Origin of the sequence: Pseudoalteromonas luteoviolacea, assembly GCF_018100925.1 — a bacterium.
Classification (GTDB): Bacteria; Pseudomonadota; Gammaproteobacteria; order Enterobacterales; family Alteromonadaceae; genus Pseudoalteromonas; species Pseudoalteromonas obscura.
The window spans coordinates 406136-431522 of the sequence record NZ_JAGJEH010000006.1; the positions used below are offsets into that span (position 1 = coordinate 406136).

A 25387-nucleotide genomic window follows, 5' to 3' on the forward strand; every position below is an offset into this window, starting at 1 on the left:
GGGGACATCATTTGTCCCCACTTTTCTATCCAATGACCACAATGACTATCATTGATTGCAATGCTAGACAAGCTGAATTAGTTAAGACGATGGCAGGACGCTTAAAGCGAACTCCATAAAGTAGCCAAAACATAAACACGACAACATACCCAAATAAAAATGTCATCGATAATGTACTTTCACCGTGACGATTTATTTCATTAAGCAACTGTCCAAGTAAAGCAAATGCACCTATCCCACCAAATAATATCCCAGCGAAATCCCAATAGCGCTCATTACTGGTCAATAAATGGTGCCAAACAGTCTTCAACATGCTTGCTTCCCCTGTGACAACTCGATATTCCAACTGCGATAATCTATCACTCTCGCCACAATATTGGGATGATCCAACTGGCAGAATCGCCCTACCACCACCACGTCACACCCGGCGGCTAATGCCCCTTGCACACCAGCATCCGAGTCTTCAAACACCACGCAATCCCGACAAGATAAACCCAATTTTATAGCAGCGCTAATAAACGGCTCTGGATCAGGTTTACCATTTTGCACATCTTCAGCGCCCACTAAATATGCCGGCCTAGGCAATCCACAATGTTGCATACGCTGAAGCGCATTCTCCCGATCCGCTGACGTTGCCAATACCCAAGGTATTTGGCGTTCGTGCAGATGGGCGAGAAACCTCGTAGCTCCTGCAATTTCGCAGACATATGTGGCAAATGTGGCCTCTGCGCCTTCTAAATTTTTGGTTTCTTGATGAATATCCAAGTGAGGTAAATGCTGGCGGATATAATCTTCAAACCGCACACCACGACCGTCTTTGAGTACAGTTTCTAAGTCCAGATGATGAATCTGACACCAAGGTGCAATGGCTTTCGCGATGGCTTTATCAGAATCAACTAACGTTCCATCCATATCAAAGATAATCCCTTGATAGTTAGATAAGTCACAAAACAACTCCATACCTCCTCCTTAAAAGTGCAAAAACATGCAAAACAAACAAAAAAAGCGTAAAAACATGCATCAACAAGCAAATAATACGCTTGCGATCCCAATTAGATCAAGTAAAATTCGGCAAAAAAACGCAGGAACATGCAAAATGCTACTCGCAGAACGGCATCAATTGATCTTAGACCAACTCACCCTACATGGCAGGATCACCTCGGTAGAGCTGGCAAAAACACTGGCTGTCAGTGAAGACACGATCAGGCGCGATCTTAACAAGTTAGGAGAACTCAAGCTGTTACGCCGCGTTCACGGCGGCGCCTTAGTTTTACAAGAGGACACGCCCGACTACTTCGATAGATTAAGTACGCCAGATCCATCAAAAAAGCGTTTCTTAAAACCCGCACTCGACATGCTTGAAGCGGGCCAAACTATTGTGATTGACTCAGGAGAAACCTGTCGTTACTTGGCGCAAAATTTACCCGCCAATTTACCTTTAACCGTCGTCACAGGCTGCCCTTTAATTGTTCAAGATCTCATGCAGCACCCCCAGGTACACGTAATACAAATTGGTGGCAGAATGTTCAAACCGGCAATGCGTACAGTTGGAAATTCAGCCATCGAGATGATCAAGCAAATCCGTTTTGATTTAGTCTTCATGGGGATCTGCGCATTTCATGTAAAGCACGGTTTCTGCGTGAGTTATTTGGAAGAGGCTGAAGTACTTAGAGCAACCATCGAGCAAGCCGATCGCACTGTACTCATGGGCCCTCATGATAAACTGGATAAAACCATGACTTTTCAAATCGTGCCTGCACAGAAGATCCACCACGTTATTACCGATGCAGGTGTGCGCCCAGATGTCCAAACCAGTATTCAAGCGCTTGGTATAGAGCTAACCATCGTGCCAAGTAGTTAAGCTAGCTCCTTACTTGGCCTTTCGAGTGTAGGCAGTTAGAATATGCCTGTTTTGATCTTTTTTGGAATTTTGCTGTGCTTTTAAATTACAACCCGCCTACCGATCCCTACCTTGAAATTTTATATCAAGATGAACATATGTTGGTGATCAATAAACCAAGCGGCTTGTTAACCGTTCCCGGCAAAGATCCAAAACATGCAGACAGCGCGATTAACCGCGTCAATCGAGTTTTTCCAAACGCAAAAATTGTGCATCGTTTGGATATGGCAACCTCAGGTGTACTGTGTTTAGCAATGCACAAAGAGGCGCATCGTTTTTTAAGTATCCAGTTTCAAGACAGACTCACTAAAAAACGTTATGTGGCGCGTGTATTTGGTAAATTAGAGTCCGAGCAAGGCTCTGTCGATTTGCCCTTAACCTGTGACTGGCCCAACCGCCCAAAACAAATGGTCTGCCATGAATCAGGCAAACCCTCACTGACGCACTTTGAAGTACTCGAATATGAGCCACAGGCAACGCGCGTTTCTCTAACGCCTATCACAGGGCGCTCCCATCAGTTACGCGTGCATATGCAATCTTTAGGACATGTGATTTTAGGAGATAGACTGTACGCCCAAGGAGACGCCCTGACAGCGGCAACTAGGCTACAACTACATGCGCAAATGCTTGAGATCTGCCATCCGGTCAGCGGCGAGATGATGCAATTTAATGCGCCGGATCCATTTTAGGATCCGATCCGCATTTGTATTTATTGATTAAAGAGATCTAACGCACTGGCAGTCATTGCACGCACGCCCGTTTGTAAAGCCAGCGGGTAGTCTGGTGCAAATTTGCTCGAATGTAGTGACGGTAATACGGTGCCATTTTTTTGTGCCGCTGCATAATCCTGCGGATTTACACCACCTAGCCAGAAGATAGTGATTGGCACATTCTCAACTGTGCGCCCAAACAAACCAAAGTCTTCACCCGCCATAACAGGATCAGCTTTGACAACATTCTCTTCGCCTAACTCATTTTTGATACTTGCAGTCACAGCATTAGCAAGCTCAGGATCATTGTACGTGGATGGAATGCTTTCCGATTCATGAACATATACTACAGGTGCTTTATCTGCGGGTAATCCAGCACTGATGGCCACTCCTTGAGTTAACCGCTTTAATGCGGCTATTTGCTGATCTCTCACTTCTCTGTCGTAAGATCGTAAGGTTAGTTGCAGCTTTACTTCATTAGAAATAATATTGTGCTTAGATCCGCCATGTATGGATCCCACGGTGATCACCGACGGTTTCAGCGGCGAGATCTCTCGGCTTGTGATTGTCTGGATCCCAAGTACAATACGAGAGGCGAGTACCACAGGATCTATTGTCGTGTGCGGGTAGGCCCCGTGGCCACCTTGCCCTTTTACAGTAATATCCACTGAGTCGACATTGGCAAGCGCATAACCTGGAGAGATAGCCACTTTACCAGCAGGTAGTGATGCGCTGACATGCAGACCCAACACATGATCTGGTTTGGCAAACTTGCTAAATAGCCCTTCTTTTAACATTGCCTTGGCACCTGCGCCAACTTCTTCTGCTGGCTGAGCGACCATCATCAAGGTGCCCTTCCACTGGTGTTTATTCTTTATCAACTGCTCTGCGGCACCAATAAAGCTGGTCATATGAATATCATGGCCACACCCATGCATTACGCCTACCGTATTATTGTTCGCATCTTGCACTCTGACTTTTGAAGCATATGACTTGCCTGTTTGCTCTATGATTGGCAAGCCATCAGTGTCTGCACGGATCATTACGGTCGGCCCATGCCCGTTTTTGAATAGGCCAACCACACCATATCCACCAACGCGATCCGTTACATCAAAACCGAGCTGCCTGAGTTCCTGTGCCAAACGTGCTCCGGTGTTTTTCTCTTGCAACGATAATTCGGGGTTTTGGTGAAGGTGGAGATAAAGTTGTTCTAATTTTGGCAGTGATAGACTCACTGCCGATTCTAAATCACTGGCGATAACCTGATTGGCGCAACACAATAACGCCATTGATGTGAGCAATGTTTTCATAAGGTTATTATTATTAAGTTGAAAAAGTCGTACCAGCTTGCAAACAAATGCGGGTAAATGCAACCACTTTATGACCGATCACTTGCCGTTATCATATTAAGATCTGAACACTTTTCTCCCTTTCATTTTTACATCCATTTGCTAAGCTTAAATTCTCTACAGGGGGATTTTTATACAGTGAAAACAATAAATATCAAAGATTTACAACCGGGTATGTTTGTTGTTGGCGTGATCAGACAAGCCGGACATGTTCGCGTAAAAAATCAGGGTTGGGTCAGAAATGAAAAAGGGATCAATAACCTGATCAACTCTGGTGTATGGAAGTTGAAATAGATCCCGATAAAACATTGGATCAATCTCAACCTGAAACCGAAACAGTCAAAGAGATCGCCGAAGCACCCAAACAGGATCCGTGGCATAAGTCTGTGCCTGTTGAAGCTGAACTTGGTCATGCAGTTCAGATGTATGAACAGGCTAAACAACTCCAAGAGAAAACCTTTTTAGACATCAAAGAAGGACGCAAAATCGATGTTGCGGACTTTAAAGAAACGGCTTCAGGATTTATTGATTCAGTATTTAGAAACCAAGACGCATTGGCATGTATTGCGCGGATCCGTGAAAAAGATGGCTATCTACTGGAGCATTCCCTAAACGTCTCCATTTTAATGAGTATCTTTGCGAAACACCTCGGCTTCGAGCGTACGCTCATTGAAGAGCTGTCAACTGGTGCGCTGCTCCATGATATTGGTAAAATCAAAATCCCTGACGAAATACTACAAAAGCCAGACAAACTCAGTGAAAACGAATTCGCGATTATGCGCGAACATGCCAAATTTAGCCACGATATTGTTAAAGACAGTGGGCTTGGTGAGATTGCCTCAGAAATTGCAGGCTTTCATCATGAACGATTAGATGGCACAGGCTACCCTTATGCAAAAAAAGGAGAGGAGTTATCTCAATATGTTCGCATGATCTCAATAGTCGATGTTTACGATGCACTCACCGCAGATAGAGTCTACAAAGTAGGTATGACGCCGATACAAGCGTTTAAAAAGCTCAAAGATGGCTGTCCACATGAGTTTGATGAGCACTTACTCAATCAATTTATTCATTGTATTGGCATGTACCCAGTCGGCACTCTAGTCAAACTCAAAAGCCACCGAGTTGGCATTGTTGCTGCCAGCAACCCTGATTCGCCTCTACAACCTGTAGTTAAAGTCTTTTATAACGCGAAAAACATGTTCCATGTTGAAGTGAGAGATATAGATTTGAGCGATAAGCGAGTTGATGATGAGTTAGAAGCTGCTGTAAAGCCTGAAGAATTTGGACTCGATTTAATTAAGTTTTTTCGTCATTCGATGTTACCTTAGCGACCGACTCGCGCCGCTAAGGAGGTCGCACAGTGACTGAATTATGGGATCCAGTCCTGCATTGCATTTAACGTAAATTCAATTCCATCAAAATCAAATAGAGCTTGCTCTGGCGTGATCTCTACAATGGTTAATGCCCCGAGGTTATCTCCTTCGTACAACTCTCGATTGTTTAATTTTATCCAGCGCTTCTCTGGCTCGGTCGCATAGATATGAGCTTGATAACGCAAAGAAGGAATGCTGTTTTGTAATTTTGGTGGTAACAGCTCAACAGGCGTAGCATGTGCTGTATCTTTACTACTGGACACCACATCTTCCTCTTCACCAGAATTCACAGTAAATGCGGGTCGTGTTTCTTCTACGGCCGCCGCAAACGCCTGCTTTAGTTCATCTGATACACCTGATAACTCATCTTCTTGAACGTTTTGGGTGCCATTAAATTGGTTGGCTTGTGGGTTATTGGTGTACTGCTGAGCCATGTTCGGATTGTACATTTGGCCGTTATTTGCCGCCACCATAGACTGCTGTGGGTAAGCCATATTAGGCTGCGAAAATTGACCTGCCGTTGCGTATTGTTGTACTTGCGGTACTTGGCTTTGTACTGGTACGTTAATAATTTGCCCTTGGCTATTTACTGGCACCAACTGCTGTGAATACACAGCTCTCCCACTGGCATCAAAACCAACCTGTACCGACATCCATTGATAATTTATCTGGTTATTCACCATACCTTGAACTACAGGCCGTTGCATAAGCACAGGTTGCTGCACTTGACTGGCCACTGGCATAGCAGGCACAACAGCTGGTGTAGCTGCTAAGGCGACCTTAGTATCAGGGGTCGCTTCCGTTTTTTCGACATTTTCCGCCGCTTTTGTGGTTGCAGGTTGCTCAGTGGCGGGAGATTTGTCATCTTCTACCACTTTTGTAACCTCGGCTTGCAGTGCTTCTTCAGGCGCTTGTACTGATTGCCCTAAAAAGTAACCAGCACTCAATGCACAGACACTAATTAGTCCACCACCAAGGCCGAGACTCAAACGTTTATAAAAAGCCACCTGTGCTGATTGACGTGCTTGTACATAGTCTTGCTCAGATTTTGACTGTTGTTGTGATTGTTTTAATGCATTAACAAGATAAGACATGACACACCATTAAAATAAATATGAAAGACCAAAACCGCATGCAAACATCGCGGCTACCCAACCTGAAATTAATACAGGTACATTGAGTTTTTTGGTTTGTTGTTCTGGGATCAAATTCAGTGGCAAGGCTTCTTTTGCGGCCTGCTGTGCAATTTCCTTACTGATCTCTTGCTGCTGAGCAGAATACGCACCTAGTAGGCAGCGATCTGCCAGTAAGTTAATAAGCCTTGGGATCCCCGCTGTAACTTGGTGGATATAAGCAATCGATTCATTGCTAAATAAATGGTTTTGACACCCGGCTTTATTCAGTCTGTGTTTGATATAAGAAAATACTTGCGATTCAGTCAGGGGCAATAAGTGATACCGTGCGGTGATACGCTGTGCCAGTTGGCGTAACTCATTGCGCTGCAACAATTGCTGCAGCTCTGGCTGCCCGACAAGCACTATTTGGAGTAATTTCTTATGATCTGTTTCCAAGTTGGTGAGTAAACGAAGTTGCTCTAACACTTCTGCTGCAAGGTGCTGCGCTTCATCAATGATAAGCATGGTGTGCCCACCTTGCTCATGATTCTCCAATAGCCTTTTTTTAATTACGTCAGTCAACGATTTAAGTGTTGCATCTTTAGCATCATACTCTATATGTAACTCGTCACAGATACTCGCTAACAATTCCATTTCTGACAATGCTGGATTTAAGACAAACGCGACCTGAGTGGACTCTGGTAATTGCGCTAACATGCTGCGGGTCACCGTGGTTTTTCCAGTGCCCACTTCCCCTGTTAATAATACAAAGCCACCGGCATCGCCAAGTCCATAAGTTAAATGTGCCAGCGCTTCTTTGTGGCGATCACTTAAAAATAGAAACTCAGGATTCGGCGCAATTGAAAACGGTTTCTCCGTTAAACCAAAATAGCGTAAATACACGATCTGTCTCTTTATTGTTAGAATGCTGCCTATAATGGCAAAAAATCACTTTAAGTTAAAACATTGTTTGCTTAATCGTCCCTGAATTTTTTACAAATTTAGGAACAAACATTTTAAACTCAAGGTGATAGTGCCATAGTAAAGAATGAATTAATGAAGTATTAGGATGACTATGAAGGTGTATTTGGTCGGTGGTGCCGTCAGAGATAGATTACTCGGCAGACCTATATTAGAGCGAGACTACGTCGTAGTAGGTGCAACAATCCGGGATATGCTAAAACTTGGCTACCAACAAGTTGGCAAAGATTTTCCTGTATTTTTACACCCAGATAGTAAAGATGAACACGCCTTGGCACGCACAGAGCGAAAACAAGGTCAGGGCTATACAGGTTTTATTTGTGACTTTGCACCGACCATTACATTAGAAGACGATCTGATCCGCCGCGATCTCACCGTGAACGCGATAGCACAAGATGATCAAGGTAATCTGATCGATCCCTATCATGGCAAAGTCGATCTCGACAATAAGATCCTGCGTCATGTCAGCGATGCCTTCAGCGAAGATCCACTCAGGGTTTTACGTGTTGCACGATTCGCAGCACGTTATCACTATTTAGGCTTTACCATTGCCGATGAAACCATACAATTGATGAGTGAAATGGTACGTGCTGGTGAGCTTAATACCCTCACTAAAGAGCGCGTATGGATGGAAATAGAAAAGTCTCTTAAAGATGGCGCTATCCACATATTTACCAATGTCCTCGAGGATCTGAATGCGCTGCCATTTGTCACACCTTGGCAAACTAAATGGGATCAAAGCACCGCGAACACATTATCGGATCAGCTTGAACGCTTAGATCCAAGTAATGACACTTATTTGAGATCTGCATTTAGCCTTTGGCAATATCAAGCAGATCTGAGTGAATACAATCTCGAACAAGATCATAAGATCCCAAAATCCTATGCTGACAGCTTGCGTGACTTACAAGCGAATTTACCATTACTGAAATCAGACGATTGGCAAGCAGACACGGTCATGACCATTCTAAATCAACTAGATGCATGGCGTCGTCCTGAACGCTTAAGTGTATTTATCAGCACTGCACGGGTTATTGATGAGAACTGCTCAACTAGGGCCGTTGAACTCAACAAGGCGTTTAAGGCAGCAAGTAATGTCAAAGCACAAGAAGTCATCGCTTTGGGTGCCAAGGGGCCAGAAATAAAAAAAGAAATGGATAAATTAAAGTTGAATCGGATTGCGGCCATATTGACGTTTTAAAAAGGGGCTATTGCCCCTTATAAAATTAAGCACATTTTTTGCTTAATACATCCTCAACAGAAACAGCTAATTTATCTTTGCGGATCACAATATGCTGATTGTTGGATTTGATTGACAAAGCACCGCCACCAACCGTCAAATTGTCGCTAATGATATATTCCAATTCATTGTTGTCATTTATTTCATACGCAAGTGACGGTGTTGCATTTTGTAATTGGAAATGACGTAGGTTCTCGTCATATTTGAAGCTTAATCCATTAAATGCATAATTAGGCAGCTCTTGTGTTGCTGGTGCATAACAATCTTTATTGCCACCTTTGTTATCATTTAGGTGATCAAACATATGATATTTACCCTGACTATCAATTACTGCAACCGCTTTATCGCCTTCATAACTTGCGTCATAAACACCAACTATCGGTGCAAACTCTGATTTAGCAGGCTCTACAGCCGTTGTTGTATCATTAACACTTGTTTGCTGTTCTTGCGCAGTCGGCGTGCTCTTATCATCACTGCCTCCACCACATGCTGCCAGAGTTAAACCAAAGAATACAGGTAGTACTTTTTTCATTGTTTGTTGTCATATTGGGAATAAATTGGTCGGTCATTATATTTAAAAGTCACAATACTTAAAGAGGTAATCAGGCCAAAATTCCATGAAAAGTAAATCAAAGTAAACCAATTCTCTTTTATTCTTCATTTCAAAAGCAAAGCATAACAACCTCTTTGTATATCAATGGACTCGCTGCATACAACGCCTCACAACAGTCATGAACAATATCGATTGAATGAGCTCAATGCACTTATACAGGCAACAAGAGGCAATAATCTGCTGTTCAGACTCCCTTGGCGACACATTTAAGCTGGTTAGTGGCGAGATCCAAGGCTCAGGAAGTAGGGGCGTTATAGCACATATTGAAGATGAAATCGCTTTTGAACAAAGTAGAGGGAATGATACTGGTGAGCTAAAAAGCTTTTTAGCCATACTAGAAGAGTATCAAGGTTATTCGCTGCAATCTAACGTTACTGTGACCACCTATTCAGTATTTAAACACATTGAGCGAAGCCAACTGAAGAATACATGTAAGCATAACGACATTAACTCAAAGCGATGGTACAGCAGTTTCATATAAAAAAACCCGGCGATCGCCGGGTTTTTTCAATTCAAAAAGAAGTGTAAATTACTTCTTCTTAACTGCTTTTTTGTTTGGAAGGTCAGTGATTGAACCTTCAAAGATTTCAGCAGCTAGACCGATTGACTCGTTCAGTGTTGGGTGAGCGTGGATAGTAAGTGCCACGTCTTCTGCGTCAGCACCCATTTCTACCGCTAGGCCGATCTCACCAAGCATTTCGCCTGCGTTGATACCAACCATTGCACCACCGATAACACGGCCTGACTCTTTATCAAAGATAAGCTTAGTTTGACCTTCAGTACGTGCTGAAGCGATTGCACGGCCAGATGCTGCCCACGGGAATACCGCAGTTTCGATCTTAAGACCTTGCTCTTTCGCTTCTTTCTCAGTTACACCAACCCATGCAATTTCTGGATCTGTGTAAGCGATTGAAGGGATACACTTAGGATCGAAGTAATGCTTCTTACCAGAGATAACTTCTGCAGCAACGTGTGCTTCGTGTACCGCTTTGTGTGCAAGCATAGGCTGACCAACGATATCACCAATCGCGAAGATGTGGTTAACGTTTGTCTTCATTTGCTTGTCTGTGTTGATGAAGCCGCGCTCATCAACTGCAACGCCAGCTTTGTCAGCATCAAGTAGCTTACCGTTTGGTGTACGACCAACAGCAACCAATACTTTGTCGTAACGTACTTGGCCTTCAGGTGCTTGCTTACCTTCGAATGAAACGTAGATACCGTCTTCTTTCGCTTCAACCGCAACTACTTTCGTAGAAAGCATTACGTTGAACTTGTTCTTAACGTACTTCTGGTAAACCTTGATGATGTCTTTGTCAGCAGCAGGTACTAGCTGATCAGCAAATTCAACAACGTCGATGTCTGAACCTAGTGCACGGTAAACAGTACCCATCTCAAGACCGATGATACCACCACCTAGTACAAGTAGTTTGCCTGGAACGTCTTTAAGCTCAAGTGCACCAGTTGAATCAATGATACGCTCATCTTGTGGGATGAACGGAAGGCTTACTGGTTGTGAACCTGCTGCAATGATAGCGTTATCAAACGTCACTGTCTTAGTGCCGTCAGCGCCTTCAACAGCGATGGTGTTAGAGCCTGTGAATTTACCGTAACCGTTAACTACGTTAACTTTACGCATTTTAGACATACCAGCTAGGCCGCCAGTAAGTTGACCGATTACAGACTCTTTCCAAGTACGGATTTTGTCTAAATCGATTTGTGGAGCACCGAAAGTTACACCGTGAGAAGCCATTTCAGCTGCATCGTCGATAACCTTAGCGACGTGAAGAAGTGCTTTTGAAGGAATACAACCTACGTTCAAGCAAACACCACCTAGGGTATCGCGAGATTCAATCAATGTAACATCTAAACCTAGGTCTGCTGCACGGAATGCTGCAGAGTAACCACCAGGACCACCGCCTAGTACAACAACTTGAGTTTTGATTTCGTTGCTCATGTTATTACCTTAACTATTATTCGAACGGGACTCTACTCAACTGAGTATCCGCACCCAATTTGCCTGCCAGTCGCCAAATTAGGACAAAACCAACAGAGAGAGTTTTTTGTGCGCGAAAGTGTATCATTCGCACTCACTAATGTCCCGTCCAATTATCAGACAGGACACTAAAAATACAACAAAACCGCACAACTTAGGTTGGGCGGTTTTGTATCATCTTACATCACTAGCTGACGAATATCGCTCAGGTAGTTTGCAAGTGTCACAGTAAAGCGTGCTGCAAGCGCACCGTCAATTACACGGTGGTCGTATGAACAGCTTAGCGGCACCATTAAGCGCGGCTCAAATTCTTTACCATTCCATTTCGGCTTCATCTCAGACTTAGATACACCTAAGATAGCCACTTCTGGTGCATTCACGATTGGCGTGAATGACGTACCACCGATGCCACCAAGGCTTGAGATTGTGAAACAACCGCCTTGCATGTCAGCCGCAGTTAGCTTGCCGTCACGTGCTTTTTTAGATACTTCCATCAGTTCACGGGAAAGTTCAATGATGCCTTTTTTGTTCACGTCTTTGAATACAGGAACAACCAAACCGTTTGGCGTATCAACCGCCACACCGATGTTCACGTATTTCTTCAGAATTAGGCTCTCACCATCTTCTGATAGTGAAGAATTAAACGTTGGGAACTCTTCAAGTGCTTTTGCCGCCGCTTTCATCACGAAGACCAGAGGTGTGATCTTCACGCCCATCTTCTTCTTCTCAGCTAGAACATTTTGCTCCTTACGGAATGCTTCTAGCGTTGTGATGTCTGCTTCGTCAAACTGAGTAACGTGCGGGATTTGTACCCAGTTACGGTGTAGGTTTGCACCAGAGATCTTTTGAATACGAGATAGTTTCTTCTCTTCAACTTCACCAAACTTGCTGAAGTCTACTTTCGGCCAAGGAATAAGACCAAGCTCGCCACCACCTGTGTTGCCACCTTTAGACAGCTGACCAGATTCAACTTGCTTAACTAGCTCTTTCACGTAGTTTTGAACGTCTTCTTTAACAACTCGGTTCTTACGGCCGGTCGCTTTAACACGCGCTAGGTTTACACCAAACTCGCGTGCAAGACGGCGAACAACTGGTGATGCATGTGCATACTGATCGTTTGCTACAAACTCATCTTTTTGTGCTGATGCAGGCGCTGATGCCGGAGCTGGCTTGGCAGCTGGAGCCGCCGCAGGTGCAGTTGTTGGAGCTGGCGCTGCAACAGGTGCTGCTGCCGCAGGTGCACTGCCTGCCGTTTCAAATACAAAGATTAAAGAGCCTGTCGATACTTTATCGCCAGCGTTTACTTTGATCTCTTTTACAGTCCCTGCAAATGGCGCTGGTACTTCCATAGAGGCCTTGTCGCCTTCTACAGTAATAAGAGACTGCTCTTCTTCGATTGAATCACCTACTGATACCATGATTTCAGTCACTTCAACTTCATCACCGCCGATATCTGGTACGTGTACTTCTTTCGCTTCTGCTACCGCAGCTGGTGCCGCTGTCGGCGCAGGCGCTGCTTCAACAGGTGCAGCTGCAGGCGCACTGCCTGCAACTTCAAATACGAATACCAAAGAGCCTGTTGATACTTTACCGCCAACTTCCACTTTGATTTCTTTCACAGTACCTGCAAATGGTGCTGGTACTTCCATAGAAGCCTTATCGCCTTCTACGTTTAAGATTGATTGGTCAGCTTCAACTGCGTCGCCCACTGCAACCATGATCTCAGTAACTTCTACTTCGTCGCCACCGATATCTGGTACGTGTACTTCTTTAAGCTCTGCCGCAGCAGGTGCCGTAGGTGCTGGCGCTGCAGCAGGAGCCGCAGGCGCTTCTGCCGCAGCTGGTGCTTCTGCACCGGCTGCGTCAAAAATCATAATCAAAGAACCTGTTGAAACTTTATCACCTTCAACAACTTTGATTTCTTTAACAGTACCCGCAGCGGCTGCTGGTACTTCCATTGAAGCCTTATCGCCTTCAACTGTGATCAATGACTGATCCACTTCAACCGTGTCACCTACGCTTACTAGGAGCTCGGTTACTTCAACCTCATCGGCACCAATATCTGGAACATGAATTTCAATTGACATGTTTTTGCCTCTTATGCGTAAAGTGGGTTAGCTTTTGTTGTGTCGATATCAAACTTCTTGATAGCGTCAGCAACAACTGATTTTTCAACCTTGCCCTGTTGAGCAAGTTCGTTAAGTGCAGCAACAACCACATAACCTGCGTTCACTTCGAAGTGACGACGTAGGTTTTCACGGCTGTCTGAACGACCGTAACCATCAGTACCTAGCACCTTGTAAGAACTGCTTGGCATGAATGCACGTACTTGATCTGCATAGTTCTTCATGTAGTCAGTCGCAGCAATTGCAGGAGACTCGCCAAGTACAGTGGCAATGTAAGGTACTTTTGCATCTGCTTCTGGGTTAAGCATGTTGAAACGTTCAGCATCTTGACCGTCACGTGCCAGCTCATTGAATGAAGTGACAGAGAATACATCAGAACCAATGCCGTACTCTTCACTTAGGATTGCACCCGCTTTGCGTACTTCGTTCAAGATTGTGCCTGAACCCATAAGTTGTACGTGTGCTTTCTCACCTGCGTTTGACTCAAGCTTGTAGATACCTTTACGGATACCTTCTTCAGCGCCTTCCGGCATTGCTGGCTGGTGATAATTTTCGTTCATCAGCGTCAGGTAGTAGAACACATTTTCTTGCTCTGGACCGTACATGCGACGGATACCGTCTTGTAGAATAACCGCAACTTCAAATACGAACGTTGGGTCGTAAGAAATACAGTTAGGAATAGTACCCGCTTGAATGTGCGAATGACCATCTTCGTGCTGTAGACCTTCACCGTTTAGCGTTGTACGACCTGCTGTAGCACCTAATAGGAAACCACGCGCTTGTTGGTCACCCGCCATCCATGCCATGTCGCCAACACGTTGGAAACCGAACATAGAGTAGTAGATGTAGAATGGGATCATCGGTAGGTCATTGGTGCTGTATGATGTTGCAGCAGCAACCCATGAAGACATTGCACCTAGCTCGTTGATACCTTCTTGAAGTACCTGACCAGACGTTGCTTCTTTGTAGTAAGAAACGATGTCGCGGTCTTGAGGTGTGTAGTTCTGACCGTGTGGGTTATAAATACCAATCTGACGGAATAGACCTTCCATACCGAAAGTACGCGCTTCATCCGCAATGATAGGTACGATATTTTTGCCAACACCTTTGTCTTTCAACAAGATGTTTAATGCACGTACGTAACCCATTGTCGTTGAGATATCACGCTTTTGCTCTTCAAGTAGCGGCTTAAACTGCTCTAGTTTTGGTAGTTCAAGTGCTTGTGTGAAGTTAGGTAAACGCTGCGGCGTATAACCGTGTAGCGCTTTACGGCGTGCGTGCAGATATTCGTACTCTGCAGAGCCTTCTTTAAGCGTTAGGTACGGTAAATTTGTAATTTCTTCGTCAGAAACGAGATCTTCAAGGCCTAAACGTGAACGTAGGTGTTCAACGCTAGACATGTCCATTTTCTTAACTTGGTGTGCAATGTTTTTACCTTCTGCAGCTTCACCCATGCCGTAACCTTTTACAGTCTTAGCTAGGATAACTGTTGGACGGCCTTTCTCATCTTGCGCCGCTTTATAAGCTGCGTATAGTTTAGATGTATCATGACCACCACGCTTAAGTGCGAAGATTTCATCATCCGTCATATCAGCAACTAGTGCAGCTGTCTCTGGGTAACGACCAAAGAAGTGCTCACGTACATACGCGCCATCTTTCGCTTTGTATGTCTGGTAGTCACCGTCGATTGTTTCGTTCATCAGCTGTAATAGCTTGCCAGTTGTGTCTTTTGCAAGTAACGTATCCCAACCAGAACCCCAAACAACTTTGATCACGTTCCAACCAGCACCTTTAAATAGGCCTTCAAGTTCTTGAATGATCTTACCGTTACCCATTACTGGGCCGTCAAGACGCTGTAGGTTACAGTTGATTAGGTAGCATAGGTTGTCTAGCTTTTCACGCGCAGCGAAAGAAATTGCACCACGTGATTCTGGCTCATCCATCTCACCATCACCTAGGAACGCATATACGCGCTGCTCGTTAGTCTCTTTAAGACCACGACCTTCTAGGTATTTAAGGAAACGTGCTTGATAGATTGATGCAATTGGACCAAGACCCATAGATACTGTTGGGAACTGCCAGAACTCAGGCATCAATTTAGGGTGAGGGTATGACGAGATACCTTTTCCATCTACTTCTTGACGGAAGTTGTCTAACTGCTCTTCAGTTAAACGACCTTCTAAGAATGCACGTGCGTAGATACCAGGTGAAATATGACCTTGGTAATAAACTAAATCACCACCATCTTTCTCGTTTGGCGCACGGAAGAAGTGGTTGAAACACATTTCATAAAATGCTGCTGAAGACTGGTAAGACGCCATGTGGCCGCCTAACTCTAGGTCTTTTTTAGACGCACGAAGTACGATCATGATCGCATTCCAACGTACGATAGAGCGGATACGGCGTTCAATCGTGGTATCACCAGGGTAAGCTGGTTCTTGGCCTGCCGGAATAGTATTCACATAGTTTGTAGTGATACCAGTTGGCATATCTACACCATCTAGGCGGGCTTGCTCTAGCACTTGCTCAAGTAAGAATTGCGCACGTTCTACGCCTTCTTCTTTTACAACTGACTCAAGCGCTTGTAACCACTCTTGGGTTTCTAACGCGTCAACGTCAAACTTATTGACTTCAGACATATGGAGTGTTCCTTATGTTTTAAATGCAAATTTATTCAATGCGCCAATGACGCAATCGAGCATAATTGCCCGATTTTGCTTAAAAAGACCGAATTTACCTAACTATTGCTGTTTAGTACGGCGCAGACTTCGCTCAATACGAGAGCGCTCTCTGCCCGCTTCAAGTAATGCTTCTTCGATGAAGGCTAGGTGTGCGTTACTTGCAAGCCTTGCCTTTTCCGGATCCCCTTGGATCACGGCGTCCATCAATACCGCTCGATGCTGCGCTAGCTGATCGCTAACGTCTGACTTTTGCACCAATACGGTTAAGTTTTGCAATACATTTTGTTCAAGTAACGACTGCATCCCACGCACTAAGTGCAGTAACACCACATTATGTGACGCTTCTGCTACAGTGAAATGAAATGCATTGATTGCTTTGGCTTTTAGGGCTAAATCATCCCCGACCTCAGCAATATTGTCATAGCTTTGTTTGACCTTATCCATATCGTTGTCTGTACCTCGAAGTGCTGCGTAATACGCGGCAATCCCTTCGAGGGCATGACGGAATTCGAGTAAGTCAAACTGAGACTCAGGGTGTTTACTGATCAAGTCAAAAAGCGGATCAGTTAAGCCTTCTTCTAGCTGATTTTTAACGTACGTGCCACCGCCTTGACGACGTGTCACTAACCCTTTGGCTTCGAGTTTTTGAATCGCCTCTCGTAACGACGGGCGGGATACTTCAAACTGCTTGGCAAGCTCTCTTTCCGGTGGAAGCTTTTCTCCTGGAAGCAATGATCCTTCTAAAATCATGTTTTCCAGTTGCTCTAAAATCACATCCGAGAGTTTCGCAGCTTTAATTTTCAAAGACATTGATAACACGCCAATTTGGGTTTTATATCCACCAGCTAAAAATAAAGCCCCTACGCTAAACCGTAAGTCTTTAAAACTTAGCAATATTTACTTAATTATTTAGTATATTGTGACCAGTCAGGTAAATTGGTCATACCAAATTTGGACATTAAGTTACCAAAATCAAGCTCGGCTGTCAAAAATACACCTTTTCATCACTTTTAATGTCCTTTTTTTGACATCCATTCAGATTAAACTTTATACAATTAAAATTGATTGCAAAGAAAAATAAAAATGGTCAGACCAGAGTGTCATAGCAGTAAAAGGTGAATAAAAGGAAGCTTGAAAAATAAAGAGTGGATAAAGCAGTAAGAGAGTGGTGAGTTAGACTGAGTAAATGCGCTGGAAGCCACGTCTACTTGATGAATAAACGCACAGCTTCCAGCTTAAAAAACTAAATTACTTAATTGCCACGTCGCATGCTTCGATACCGCTGCAAACGAAGTCACTGATTCCACCACCAACGGCCTTGGTTTTGCGTGATGCAATTACCTTGTCATCATTAAGTGTTTTGAGATTTTTTTTGATAAGTTTTATTTTCATCGTTACTTTCCTTTTGTTTTGTTTTTATTTTTTCAATCCAAGTATATGAGTCGCTACCAATCTATCAATACCAAACCCTATTCAGTGTGTACATTATGATTTAATTCCATCTGGCATAGGCACTGTTAGAAAGTACAGTAATTGTAGTAAAGAACCATCGCAAATGGCTGCATCTGCTCGCTCCACAACCTTGGGTTTACCGTGTACAGCCACCCCTAAATCAGCCGCCGCCATCATTACCAAATCATTAGCACCATCACCAATGGCTAAGGTTTGTCCCGCACTAATATCGTAACGGCTGCGCAAACTCTCTAGTACTTGCGCCTTTTTATCTGCATCTACTACTTCGCCAATAACTCGACCAGTTAACTTTTGCTCTTCAATTTCCAGAGTATTAGCAAATACATGATCTAACCCCAATCGAACCTGCAATGCCTCTGCAAACCAAGTAAATCCGCCAGAAGCAATTGCCAATCGCCAATCGTGCGACTTTAGTATTTCACATAGAGCTTTAATCCCCGCCATCAAAGGCAGATCTTCTTTGAGTGGAGAAATCAAGCTCAGTTCAATACCCTTTAATTTCGCTACGCGTTTATACAAACTGTCACTAAATGCCAATTTACCTGCCATTGCTTCTGCGGTTACCGACGCCACCTCGTCGTATACATCTGCAAGACGGGCTATTTCATCTATGCACTCTATTTCAATCGCGGTAGAGTCCATATCCATCACCAATAGGCCTGGTTTTAGTAGTTGAGGTAAACGAGGCAATATTGCTCCTTGACATCCCACTGTCTGAGCTGCTTGCCGGACAATCGCTTTGGGCAACGCATCAACTTGTTGTAAATGAACTTCTATAGCCACACCTACTGGCAGATCATCATGAGCTTTAAAAGCACACAGGCCAATAAACGTTAAGTGCTCGGATGAAAGCATCTCGATAAATTGCGTCAATGAGGTGCCCTTGACACTAGCGCCAAATAAAACGATGTATTGAGACTTGGCCTCTGTCGATACGCCCACTTTAGCAGATTGGGCATTTCCAAACTCGTACCACTTTGATAAGGTAAGTTGATTTTCAACAGGGCGGACATCGAATTGGTCGACATCAATGATATTTTGCATTGGCATTGAGCACTCCTAATAACGGTATAGGCTCTTTTTAACATCTAATGAAAATAATGTCAGCCAACAACCTGTAACTATGAAAAATACACAAGCACATGCTTTTTTAAAATCTTCACAAAGTAAACGTTTACTGAGACTCACTATAGCAGCAGGCTGCTTGCTCGCGCTGCTATGGATAGCGACCAACACCAGTTTTCGCTCTCACCAGCTACTGCACACCAATGCCAATCACACAGGGCAAAGCTTGGTCCGGCTATTTGCACTCAATGCCGCTGAACCACTGTCACGTATGGACACGCCAAGACTCAGAGCCCTAAGCAACCACTTGGCCAGCGATCAGTACGTGCTCTCTGTTGCCGTCTATAACCAAAAGGGTCAATTTCTAATAGGCAACGACGGCATAACCGAGGCACCCGAATTTCAAGGTTTACCTGACGGGTTAGCTGGTATCAATCCGAGTAAAGATGCCATAGTTGGAAAGATTGTAGATAGCCAACAAACCATCGGCTTTGTCAGCATTGAATATCTTACTGATGCTGCCATGAGTGAAAGCCATAAACACTTCCATCAATTGGGCCGAATCGTACTTTTAATGCTACTTATTGTTGGTGTATTTACCTGGCAAATAGGCCGTGCGTTAACGCGCCGTGATGTCAAAAAACAAATAAAAAAAGAGCACAAGAAGACAGTCTGATTGAAAATGAAGAAAACAACCAATCATAACGTCATGTCTGCTAGTGTACGTTTGCCCATATTTGGCTTGCGATTAAAGCTAATATCAAATTGAAAAAAGCTCACATGTCGACGTGTAAAGTGACAACGCAATGACTTCTTTCGGTTCACTACGTAATTGACATACATGTGTAAAAACATCCATCAATCTCGCAGGTGTATTAACCTGCCCCTGATGGCCAAAAACTGGCATCGATGGCGCATCAGTTTCAATTACAAAACTTGAGAGTGGCAACGCGCTCACCACATCTCGGGTTTTTTTGGCCCGCGGGTAGGTAATAGTACCACCCAAACCAAGTTTAAACCCTAAGTTGACGTAATATTGAGCTTGTTGCCGAGAACCCGAAAAGGCATGGATCACACCACCAAACTTAGGTTTTATTTGCTTGAACGACTGCGCAATTAGATGATGACTTTGGCGGTGGTGCACAATCAGCGGCAACTCTAAAGTATTAGCCAGCCGGATATGATCAGCAAAAATTGCCTGCTGTAGGGCGAGATCTGCACATTGGCTATCAATGCCGCATTCGCCAATGGCCACCAATTCCTGTCTATATCGTGTTGCCAAATCAACCAACTGCGTCATTTCTTGACGACTATCTGGTGTCAAGAAATAAGGGTGAAGACCAAATGCAATATAACTACACGAGTGCGTTTGTTGAAAATTCGTTAAACGCTTGCACTGTGCCAGTGAAACACCTGGCACAATCAGCTTTTCGATGCCATAAGACGCAGCGTCTGAAATTTGCTGGTTTACGTTGTCAGCAAATTCTGCAAAGTCTAAGTGGCAATGGCTATCGATAAATCGCATTTAAGGATTCAGGCGTTCAATCGACCAGCTGCCATCTGGTTGCTTTACGTACATAAAACGGTCGTGAAGTCGATGCTCTCCACCTTGCCAGAACTCTATTTTATGAGGCACAACACAATACCCGCCCCAAAAGTCAGGCAATGGAATATCACCTTTAGCAAACTTACTTTTCATATTTTGGAATGTTTGCATCAAAGCTTGTCGAGACGAAACTGGACGGGATTGTTGAGATGCCCATGCCGCCAGCTGACTCTCTTTAGGACGAGACAAAAAGTATTTCGCCACAGCGGCTGTACTTAAAGGTTGAGCCTCGCCGTATACAATCACTTGTCGCTCAATTGCATGCCATGGAAAGTGCAGAGATATCTTGTTATTGATAGCTAGATCTTGTGCTTTTTTTGAGCCCGTATTGGTAAAAAATACAAAACCATTTTGATCAAGGTTTTTCAACAATACAATACGCTGTGATGGCTGACCTTGCGCATCCACTGTTGCCACAACCATGGCGGTTGGATCCGCTGTAAACTTTGCATCAACGGCTTGCTGTAGCCAAATTTCAAATTGTTCAATCGGATTGTCTTTCAGCGCTTCTCGACGCAGCCCACCCTGCACATACTCTCTGCGGATTTCATCTAATTTCATCTTGGCGATTCCTTAGCATATTAAAACGGTGTTTACTCTCATCAGTAAACAAAAAGCCGCCTAAAGTGGCGGCTTTTACAACATTAACCAATAAATGGAGCTTACATTTGCTCCATTACCTCAATGCCTAATAGGTCTAAGCCCGTGTGTAGTGTTTTAGCCACTAAGTTACATAGTAGCAAACGACTTTCTCTAGTTTGCTCTGCGACATCATCTTTCAATATCGGGCATGCTTCGTAGAATGACATATACAAACTGGCAAGTTCATATAGGTATCCACATAATACGTGTGGCGTCGCTTCATTGATCATCAGATCAAGGACTTCTTCCAGTTGCAATAACTTAAGGGCCAAAGCCTTTTCCTGTGGCTCTGCGATGATGATCTGACCACTCAATGATCCGCTATTTACCTCAGCTTTGCGGAAAATGCTTTTAACACGTGTATAAGCATACTGAAGATATGGCGCTGTTGCGCCTTCAAAGCTCAGCATTGTGTCCCAATTGAAGATGTAGTCGCTTGTGCGGTGCTTTGACAGATCGGCATATTTAACTGCACCAATACCTACTTTGCGGGCAATTTCTGCGCGCGCTTCTTCAGAGAGCTCAGAGGCACGCTCAGCCAATTTCTCTGATGCACGACTCACAGCTTCATCTAACAAATCAGCAAGCTTGATAGTACCGCCAGTACGCGTTTTGAATGGCTTACCATCGTCACCCATCATAGTACCAAAAAGGCTTGGCTCGTAGCTGGTTTTATCTTTCAAAAATCCAGCTTTACGAGCTGTAATTTCAACTTGATTGAAATGCAAACCCTGACGAGCATCAACAAATATTAAAATACGGTCAACGTCCAACTCATTTGAACGATAATCACATGCAGCTAAGTCTGTTGTTGAGTAAAGGAAACCACCACCGGACTTCTGTACGATAAATACTGATGGCTCACCATCTTTGTTTGCCAGTTCATCAAGGAAAACAACTTGCGCGCCTTGATCTTCTACAGCAATGTCTTTGTCTTTTAGTAGCTCAATAACGCCATTTAAACGATCGTTATAGGCACTCTCCGCTTTAATGTCTTCGCGTCCCAATGTCACATTGAGCTTTTTGTACACTTCTTCAGAGTGCTTCACCGAGGTGTCGATGAATAACTGCCACAATTTTTCGCAATGTGCATCACCACCTTGTAACTTCACTACGTAATCTCGGGCTTTATCAGCAAAACCTCCCTCGTCGTCAAAGCGTTTTTTTGCATCACGGTAGAAGCTTTCTAAATCAGCCAGTGCCACCGCTTCCAGATCAATGCCCTGTTCAAGTAAATCTTCAAGGTGTGCGATAAGCATACCAAACTGAGTACCCCAGTCACCCATGTGGTTTTGACGGATAACTTTATCACCGCGAAATTCAAGGGCACGTACAACGGCATCACCAATGATGGTCGAACGCAGGTGACCAACGTGCATTTCTTTTGCAAGGTTCGGAGATGAGTAATCAACAACGACTTTATGCGGAGTCGCGTGTTCTGCTACACCAAGTTTTGCATCTTGGTTAGCTGATTCTAAGCTTGATGCTAAGAACTCAGGTTTTAGATGAATATTGATAAAACCTGGGCCTGCAATTTCAGTTTTAGCAGCAAGATCGGCAATGTCTAAGTTGTCTATGATCTTCTGTGCAACTTCTCGCGGATTCGTTTTTAATGCTTTTGCGGCGCCCATTGCGCCATTGATTTGGTAATCACCAAATTGCGGGCGAGTAGATTGTGTAACCGCTGGGTTTGTGCCTTCTGGAATGCCCGCAGCTTGCATTGCTGCATTGGCTTTTTCAATTAATAGAGTTTTGATATTCATTTGTTATCCTGTGGTCCTTGCCAGCCATCAAACCAGCAAGGTTAAATTCAATTTAAGCGCTTATTAGTGTTCACGTGTATGATGGAACTTAACATCAGGATAGCGTTCCATTGATAAGTTTAAATTTACACGGCTAGGTGCAATGTAAGTTAAGTTATCACCACCATCAAGGGCCAAATTCGCTTCGCACTTGCGTTTAAATTCAGCCATCTTCTTATCGTCGTCACACGTCACCCAGCGGGCTGTTTGTACCGCTACACTTTCGTAAATTGCATCTACGTTATATTCAGCTTTTAGGCGCGCTACAACCACATCAAACTGAAGCACACCGACCGCACCTACGATTAAGCTATTATTTTGTAGTGGTCTAAATACCTGTACCGCACCTTCTTCTGACAGCTGTACTAAGCCTTTTAGCAACTGCTTTTGCTTAAGCGGATCTTTTAAGCGAATACTACGGAATAATTCGGGCGCGAAATTTGGAATACCACTAAATTTCAGCTTCTCACCTTGCGTGAAGGTATCACCGATTTGGATTGTACCGTGGTTATGCAAACCAATAATGTCACCAGCATATGCCTCTTGAGCGCGCTCACGGTCACCCGCCATAAAGGTTACCGCGTCGGAGATACTGACTTTTTTGCCAATACGTACATGGTCCATCTTCATACCTTGAGTATATTTACCCGATACAATACGCATGAAGGCAATACGGTCACGGTGTTTGGGGTCCATATTCGCTTGAATTTTGAATACGAAGCCTGAGAACTTTTCTTCTTCAGCCTTTACTTCACGCTCTTCAGTTTGACGTGGCATAGGCGTTGGCGCCCACTCTGTTAAACCGTCAAGCATATGGTCAACACCAAAGTTACCTAATGCTGTACCAAAGTAAACTGGTGTTAGCTCACCCGATAAAAATAACTCATGATCAAACTCATTTGATGCACCGATCACCAGCTCTAGCTCTTCACGAAGCTGTTCGGCTAACTCATCACCGATTTCGGCATCTAGATCTGGGTTGTCTAAGCCCTTAATGATGCGTTTTTCTTGGATGGTATGGCCTTGACCCGTTGCATATAAAATCGTTTCATCACGATGAATGTGGTACACGCCTTTAAATTCTTTACCGCAGCCGATTGGCCAAGTGATAGGTGCACACATGATATTCAGTTCTGTTTCAACCTCGTCCATCACTTCCATTGGGTCACGGATGTCACGGTCAAGCTTGTTCATAAAAGTCACGATTGGCGTGTCACGTAAGCGAGTAACTTCCATTAATTTACGTGTTCTATCTTCAACACCTTTTGCCGCATCGATTACCATTAGACACGAGTCAACTGCAGTCAGTGTACGATAAGTATCTTCAGAGAAGTCTTCGTGCCCCGGGGTATCTAGTAGGTTTACCAATGCATCATTATACGGGAACTGCATCACCGAGGTTGTTACCGAGATACCACGCTCTTTTTCCATTTCCATCCAGTCAGATTTTGCGTGCTGGTTTGAACCACGACCTTTTACTGTGCCGGCTTTTTGTAACGCCTTTCCGAATAAAAGCACTTTCTCTGTAATGGTGGTTTTACCCGCATCCGGGTGAGAAATAATGGCAAAAGTACGGCGAAGCGATACTTCTTGCTGGATACTGTTGTTTGACATTGAAAACTCTACTTTTGGCTTATCTGAGTGAGACTATTAACTGATAACACTCGGCTGTGAACACATATCCGCATATTGTCTCCGATCCTGACTATTTTAACAACTTATCGGCGCATAAATTGACGATAAACTGCGGCATTTCTAACTTTGACCAATCTCATCGTTCATTCCACCTGTGCCGCCAATAGCATTCAATCAATAGGCGATTCTCTGGATATACAAAGTTGGCCCCTTTGCAGTGCAAGCCTGAACGCTGCGGCCCCTATACAATTTTATTTAAATTGTTAGGATAGATACCCATAACCAATAATAAAAAATATTCAATGACTACAAAACTATTTACAACGCCAAAGCCTAACCCTCAGGCAACCATTCGACTTTTCTGCTTTCCTTACGCAGGCGGTGCACCAAGCATTTTTATACCTTGGCTAGATAAATTACCCGCTCATATTGAAATAGTCCTTGTCCAGTTACCTGGGCGCGGTGCCCGGCTCATGGAGCCCCCCCATGACAAAATGCACTTAATTATTGAAGAGCTAATGCAACACAGCGACTTTATAACTCAAAAACCATGTGTATTCTTTGGTCATAGTCTTGGCAGTCGTGTTGCTTATGAACTCGCCTACACCTTACAAAAAGCAAATAAAACGCTGCCAGTTAAAATGATTGCCTCGGCCAGTCGAGCACCGCATTTAGCCAGCCAAAAACAACCTCTTCACCATTTACCTAAGCAAGAGTTCATCAAAAAGCTTCGTGAACTCAATGGTACACCACAAGAAATTCTGGCAAATGCTGAGCTGATGGACCTGTTTTTACCGCTGCTACGCGCTGATTTCGAAATCGCAGATTGTTATCGGGCTGAGCCATGCCCTCTCCCACTGCCTATCGATGTCTTTTTTGGTCACGATGATATTGATATATCACAAGCTCAACGTGATGCTTGGCAGTCGCTATCAAGCTTTCCAGTTCAGCAGCACGCTTTTAATGGTGATCACTTTTTTATCAACACACTCAGCGATCAAGTGATTGCAAAAGTGTCTGACATACTAGCCTCCTTATAAATTAAGTACTTGAATGGATCACAGTGAGGTCCATTCATCT

At 44.1% G+C, this 25387-nt stretch carries 22 protein-coding genes and 1 pseudogene; 7 read left to right on the forward strand and 16 right to left on the reverse strand.

Annotation, left to right across the window (positions count from 1 at the left end; all coding sequences use genetic code 11):
• Positions 1-25: 25 nt before the first annotated feature.
• On the reverse strand, positions 26-313 hold the full coding sequence (locus tag J8M00_RS15370) for a hypothetical protein (protein WP_211011410.1): 288 nt from the start codon (positions 311-313) through the stop codon (positions 26-28).
• Positions 307-960 (reverse strand): HAD-IA family hydrolase, encoded by a 654-nt coding sequence (locus J8M00_RS15375; protein WP_211011411.1) that lies wholly within the window; start codon positions 958-960, stop codon positions 307-309. The genes J8M00_RS15370 and J8M00_RS15375 overlap by 7 nt, the downstream gene beginning before the upstream one ends.
• A gap of 25 nt (positions 961-985) precedes the next feature.
• On the opposite strand from J8M00_RS15375, the gene J8M00_RS15380 reads away from it, so the two are divergent.
• Together J8M00_RS15380 and rluA are read left to right on the forward strand one after the other, a co-directional pair.
• Positions 986-1861, forward strand: a complete 876-nt coding sequence (locus tag J8M00_RS15380) for a DeoR/GlpR family DNA-binding transcription regulator (protein ID WP_247687398.1) — start codon at positions 986-988, stop codon at positions 1859-1861.
• 74 nt (positions 1862-1935) lie between these two features.
• The gene (gene rluA / locus J8M00_RS15385; protein ID WP_211011412.1) at positions 1936-2589 is read left to right on the forward strand and encodes a bifunctional tRNA pseudouridine(32) synthase/23S rRNA pseudouridine(746) synthase RluA; all 654 of its coding nucleotides are present in this window, start codon (positions 1936-1938) and stop codon (positions 2587-2589) included.
• 20 nt (positions 2590-2609) lie between these two features.
• Here rluA and J8M00_RS15390 read toward each other — a convergent pair whose 3' ends face one another.
• Entirely contained in the window at positions 2610-3899 is a 1290-nt protein-coding gene (locus J8M00_RS15390; protein WP_432652275.1) for an amidohydrolase, read from the reverse strand.
• Between the two features lie 198 nt (positions 3900-4097).
• On the opposite strand from J8M00_RS15390, the pseudogene J8M00_RS15395 reads away from it, so the two are divergent.
• Positions 4098-5290 (forward strand): annotated as a pseudogene (locus J8M00_RS15395) (HD-GYP domain-containing protein).
• A 41-nt stretch (positions 5291-5331) separates the two neighbouring features.
• Here J8M00_RS15395 and J8M00_RS15400 read toward each other — a convergent pair.
• Positions 5332-6429, reverse strand: coding sequence for a general secretion pathway protein GspB (locus J8M00_RS15400; RefSeq protein WP_211011414.1), 1098 nt, complete (start codon positions 6427-6429; stop codon positions 5332-5334).
• Between the two features lie 9 nt (positions 6430-6438).
• Positions 6439-7353, reverse strand: coding sequence for an ExeA family protein (locus tag J8M00_RS15405; RefSeq protein WP_211011415.1), 915 nt, complete (start codon positions 7351-7353; stop codon positions 6439-6441).
• Positions 7354-7525: 172 nt separating this feature from the next.
• Between J8M00_RS15405 and J8M00_RS15410 the strand changes: the two genes are divergently transcribed.
• A complete protein-coding gene (locus tag J8M00_RS15410; protein WP_211011416.1) occupies positions 7526-8632 on the forward strand; it encodes a tRNA nucleotidyltransferase in 1107 nt (368 codons plus the stop codon).
• 25 nt (positions 8633-8657) lie between these two features.
• Here J8M00_RS15410 and J8M00_RS15415 read toward each other — a convergent pair whose 3' ends face one another.
• A complete protein-coding gene (locus J8M00_RS15415) occupies positions 8658-9203 on the reverse strand; it encodes a hypothetical protein (protein ID WP_211011417.1) in 546 nt (181 codons plus the stop codon).
• 226 nt (positions 9204-9429) lie between these two features.
• Between J8M00_RS15415 and J8M00_RS15420 the strand changes: the two genes are divergently transcribed.
• Positions 9430-9765, forward strand: coding sequence for a hypothetical protein (locus J8M00_RS15420; protein ID WP_211011418.1), 336 nt, complete (start codon positions 9430-9432; stop codon positions 9763-9765).
• A gap of 48 nt (positions 9766-9813) precedes the next feature.
• Here J8M00_RS15420 and lpdA read toward each other — a convergent pair whose 3' ends face one another.
• The 6 genes from lpdA to serB all read right to left on the reverse strand — a co-directional run bounded on the left by lpdA (position 9814) and on the right by serB (position 18601).
• Complete coding sequence (lpdA, locus tag J8M00_RS15425) at positions 9814-11238, reverse strand: dihydrolipoyl dehydrogenase (protein WP_211011419.1); 1425 nt, start codon at positions 11236-11238, stop codon at positions 9814-9816.
• 218 nt (positions 11239-11456) lie between these two features.
• A complete protein-coding gene (gene aceF / locus J8M00_RS15430) occupies positions 11457-13364 on the reverse strand; it encodes a pyruvate dehydrogenase complex dihydrolipoyllysine-residue acetyltransferase (RefSeq protein ID WP_211011420.1) in 1908 nt (635 codons plus the stop codon).
• Positions 13365-13375: 11 nt separating this feature from the next.
• Entirely contained in the window at positions 13376-16042 is a 2667-nt protein-coding gene (gene aceE, locus J8M00_RS15435) for a pyruvate dehydrogenase (acetyl-transferring), homodimeric type (protein WP_211011421.1), read from the reverse strand.
• 102 nt (positions 16043-16144) lie between these two features.
• Positions 16145-16894, reverse strand: coding sequence for a pyruvate dehydrogenase complex transcriptional repressor PdhR (gene pdhR / locus J8M00_RS15440; RefSeq protein ID WP_211011422.1), 750 nt, complete (start codon positions 16892-16894; stop codon positions 16145-16147).
• A 438-nt stretch (positions 16895-17332) separates the two neighbouring features.
• Complete coding sequence (locus J8M00_RS15445; protein WP_211011423.1) at positions 17333-17476, reverse strand: hypothetical protein; 144 nt, start codon at positions 17474-17476, stop codon at positions 17333-17335.
• Between the two features lie 93 nt (positions 17477-17569).
• The gene (gene serB / locus J8M00_RS15450) at positions 17570-18601 is read right to left on the reverse strand and encodes a phosphoserine phosphatase SerB (RefSeq protein WP_211011471.1); all 1032 of its coding nucleotides are present in this window, start codon (positions 18599-18601) and stop codon (positions 17570-17572) included.
• A gap of 79 nt (positions 18602-18680) precedes the next feature.
• Here serB and J8M00_RS15455 point away from each other — a divergent pair, with 79 nt between their 5' ends.
• The gene (locus J8M00_RS15455) at positions 18681-19298 is read left to right on the forward strand and encodes an AhpA/YtjB family protein (RefSeq protein WP_211011424.1); all 618 of its coding nucleotides are present in this window, start codon (positions 18681-18683) and stop codon (positions 19296-19298) included.
• A gap of 84 nt (positions 19299-19382) precedes the next feature.
• On the opposite strand, the gene J8M00_RS15460 is transcribed toward J8M00_RS15455, so the two are convergent.
• From J8M00_RS15460 to prfC, 4 genes are all read right to left on the reverse strand, one after another.
• Positions 19383-20147 carry a TatD family hydrolase gene (locus tag J8M00_RS15460; protein WP_211011425.1) on the reverse strand — a complete coding sequence of 255 codons (765 nt, stop codon included), beginning with the start codon at positions 20145-20147 and terminating at the stop codon, positions 19383-19385.
• Positions 20148-20789, reverse strand: a complete 642-nt coding sequence (gene pdxH, locus J8M00_RS15465; RefSeq protein WP_211011426.1) for a pyridoxamine 5'-phosphate oxidase — start codon at positions 20787-20789, stop codon at positions 20148-20150.
• Positions 20790-20890: 101 nt separating this feature from the next.
• Complete coding sequence (gene argS / locus J8M00_RS15470) at positions 20891-22633, reverse strand: arginine--tRNA ligase (RefSeq protein ID WP_211011427.1); 1743 nt, start codon at positions 22631-22633, stop codon at positions 20891-20893.
• A gap of 63 nt (positions 22634-22696) precedes the next feature.
• Entirely contained in the window at positions 22697-24286 is a 1590-nt protein-coding gene (gene prfC / locus J8M00_RS15475) for a peptide chain release factor 3 (RefSeq protein ID WP_063362491.1), read from the reverse strand.
• A gap of 323 nt (positions 24287-24609) precedes the next feature.
• Between prfC and J8M00_RS15480 the strand changes: the two genes are divergently transcribed.
• Positions 24610-25347, forward strand: coding sequence for a thioesterase II family protein (locus tag J8M00_RS15480; protein ID WP_211011428.1), 738 nt, complete (start codon positions 24610-24612; stop codon positions 25345-25347).
• Positions 25348-25387 lie beyond the last annotated feature (40 nt).

Bases quoted from the DNA above. Each gene is read 5' to 3' on its own strand.
- J8M00_RS15370 (WP_211011410.1), bottom strand. From the start codon at position 313: ATGTTGAAGACTGTTTGGCACCATTTATTGACCAGTAATGAGCGCTAT.
- J8M00_RS15375 (WP_211011411.1), bottom strand. From the start codon at position 960: ATGGAGTTGTTTTGTGACTTATCTAACTATCAAGGGATTATCTTTGAT.
- J8M00_RS15380 (WP_247687398.1), top strand. From the start codon at position 986: ATGCAAAACAAACAAAAAAAGCGTAAAAACATGCATCAACAAGCAAAT.
- J8M00_RS15390 (WP_432652275.1), bottom strand. From the start codon at position 3,899: ATGGCGTTATTGTGTTGCGCCAATCAGGTTATCGCCAGTGATTTAGAA.
- J8M00_RS15400 (WP_211011414.1), bottom strand. From the start codon at position 6,429: ATGTCTTATCTTGTTAATGCATTAAAACAATCACAACAACAGTCAAAA.
- J8M00_RS15410 (WP_211011416.1), top strand. From the start codon at position 7,526: ATGAAGGTGTATTTGGTCGGTGGTGCCGTCAGAGATAGATTACTCGGC.
- J8M00_RS15415 (WP_211011417.1), bottom strand. From the start codon at position 9,203: ATGAAAAAAGTACTACCTGTATTCTTTGGTTTAACTCTGGCAGCATGT.
- J8M00_RS15420 (WP_211011418.1), top strand. From the start codon at position 9,430: ATGCACTTATACAGGCAACAAGAGGCAATAATCTGCTGTTCAGACTCC.
- lpdA (WP_211011419.1), bottom strand. From the start codon at position 11,238: ATGAGCAACGAAATCAAAACTCAAGTTGTTGTACTAGGCGGTGGTCCT.
- aceF (WP_211011420.1), bottom strand. From the start codon at position 13,364: ATGTCAATTGAAATTCATGTTCCAGATATTGGTGCCGATGAGGTTGAA.
- aceE (WP_211011421.1), bottom strand. From the start codon at position 16,042: ATGTCTGAAGTCAATAAGTTTGACGTTGACGCGTTAGAAACCCAAGAG.
- pdhR (WP_211011422.1), bottom strand. From the start codon at position 16,894: ATGTCTTTGAAAATTAAAGCTGCGAAACTCTCGGATGTGATTTTAGAG.
- J8M00_RS15445 (WP_211011423.1), bottom strand. From the start codon at position 17,476: ATGAAAATAAAACTTATCAAAAAAAATCTCAAAACACTTAATGATGAC.
- serB (WP_211011471.1), bottom strand. From the start codon at position 18,601: ATGCAAAATATCATTGATGTCGACCAATTCGATGTCCGCCCTGTTGAA.
- J8M00_RS15455 (WP_211011424.1), top strand. From the start codon at position 18,681: ATGAAAAATACACAAGCACATGCTTTTTTAAAATCTTCACAAAGTAAA.
- J8M00_RS15460 (WP_211011425.1), bottom strand. From the start codon at position 20,147: ATGCGATTTATCGATAGCCATTGCCACTTAGACTTTGCAGAATTTGCT.
- pdxH (WP_211011426.1), bottom strand. From the start codon at position 20,789: ATGAAATTAGATGAAATCCGCAGAGAGTATGTGCAGGGTGGGCTGCGT.
- argS (WP_211011427.1), bottom strand. From the start codon at position 22,633: ATGAATATCAAAACTCTATTAATTGAAAAAGCCAATGCAGCAATGCAA.
- prfC (WP_063362491.1), bottom strand. From the start codon at position 24,286: ATGTCAAACAACAGTATCCAGCAAGAAGTATCGCTTCGCCGTACTTTT.
- J8M00_RS15480 (WP_211011428.1), top strand. From the start codon at position 24,610: ATGACTACAAAACTATTTACAACGCCAAAGCCTAACCCTCAGGCAACC.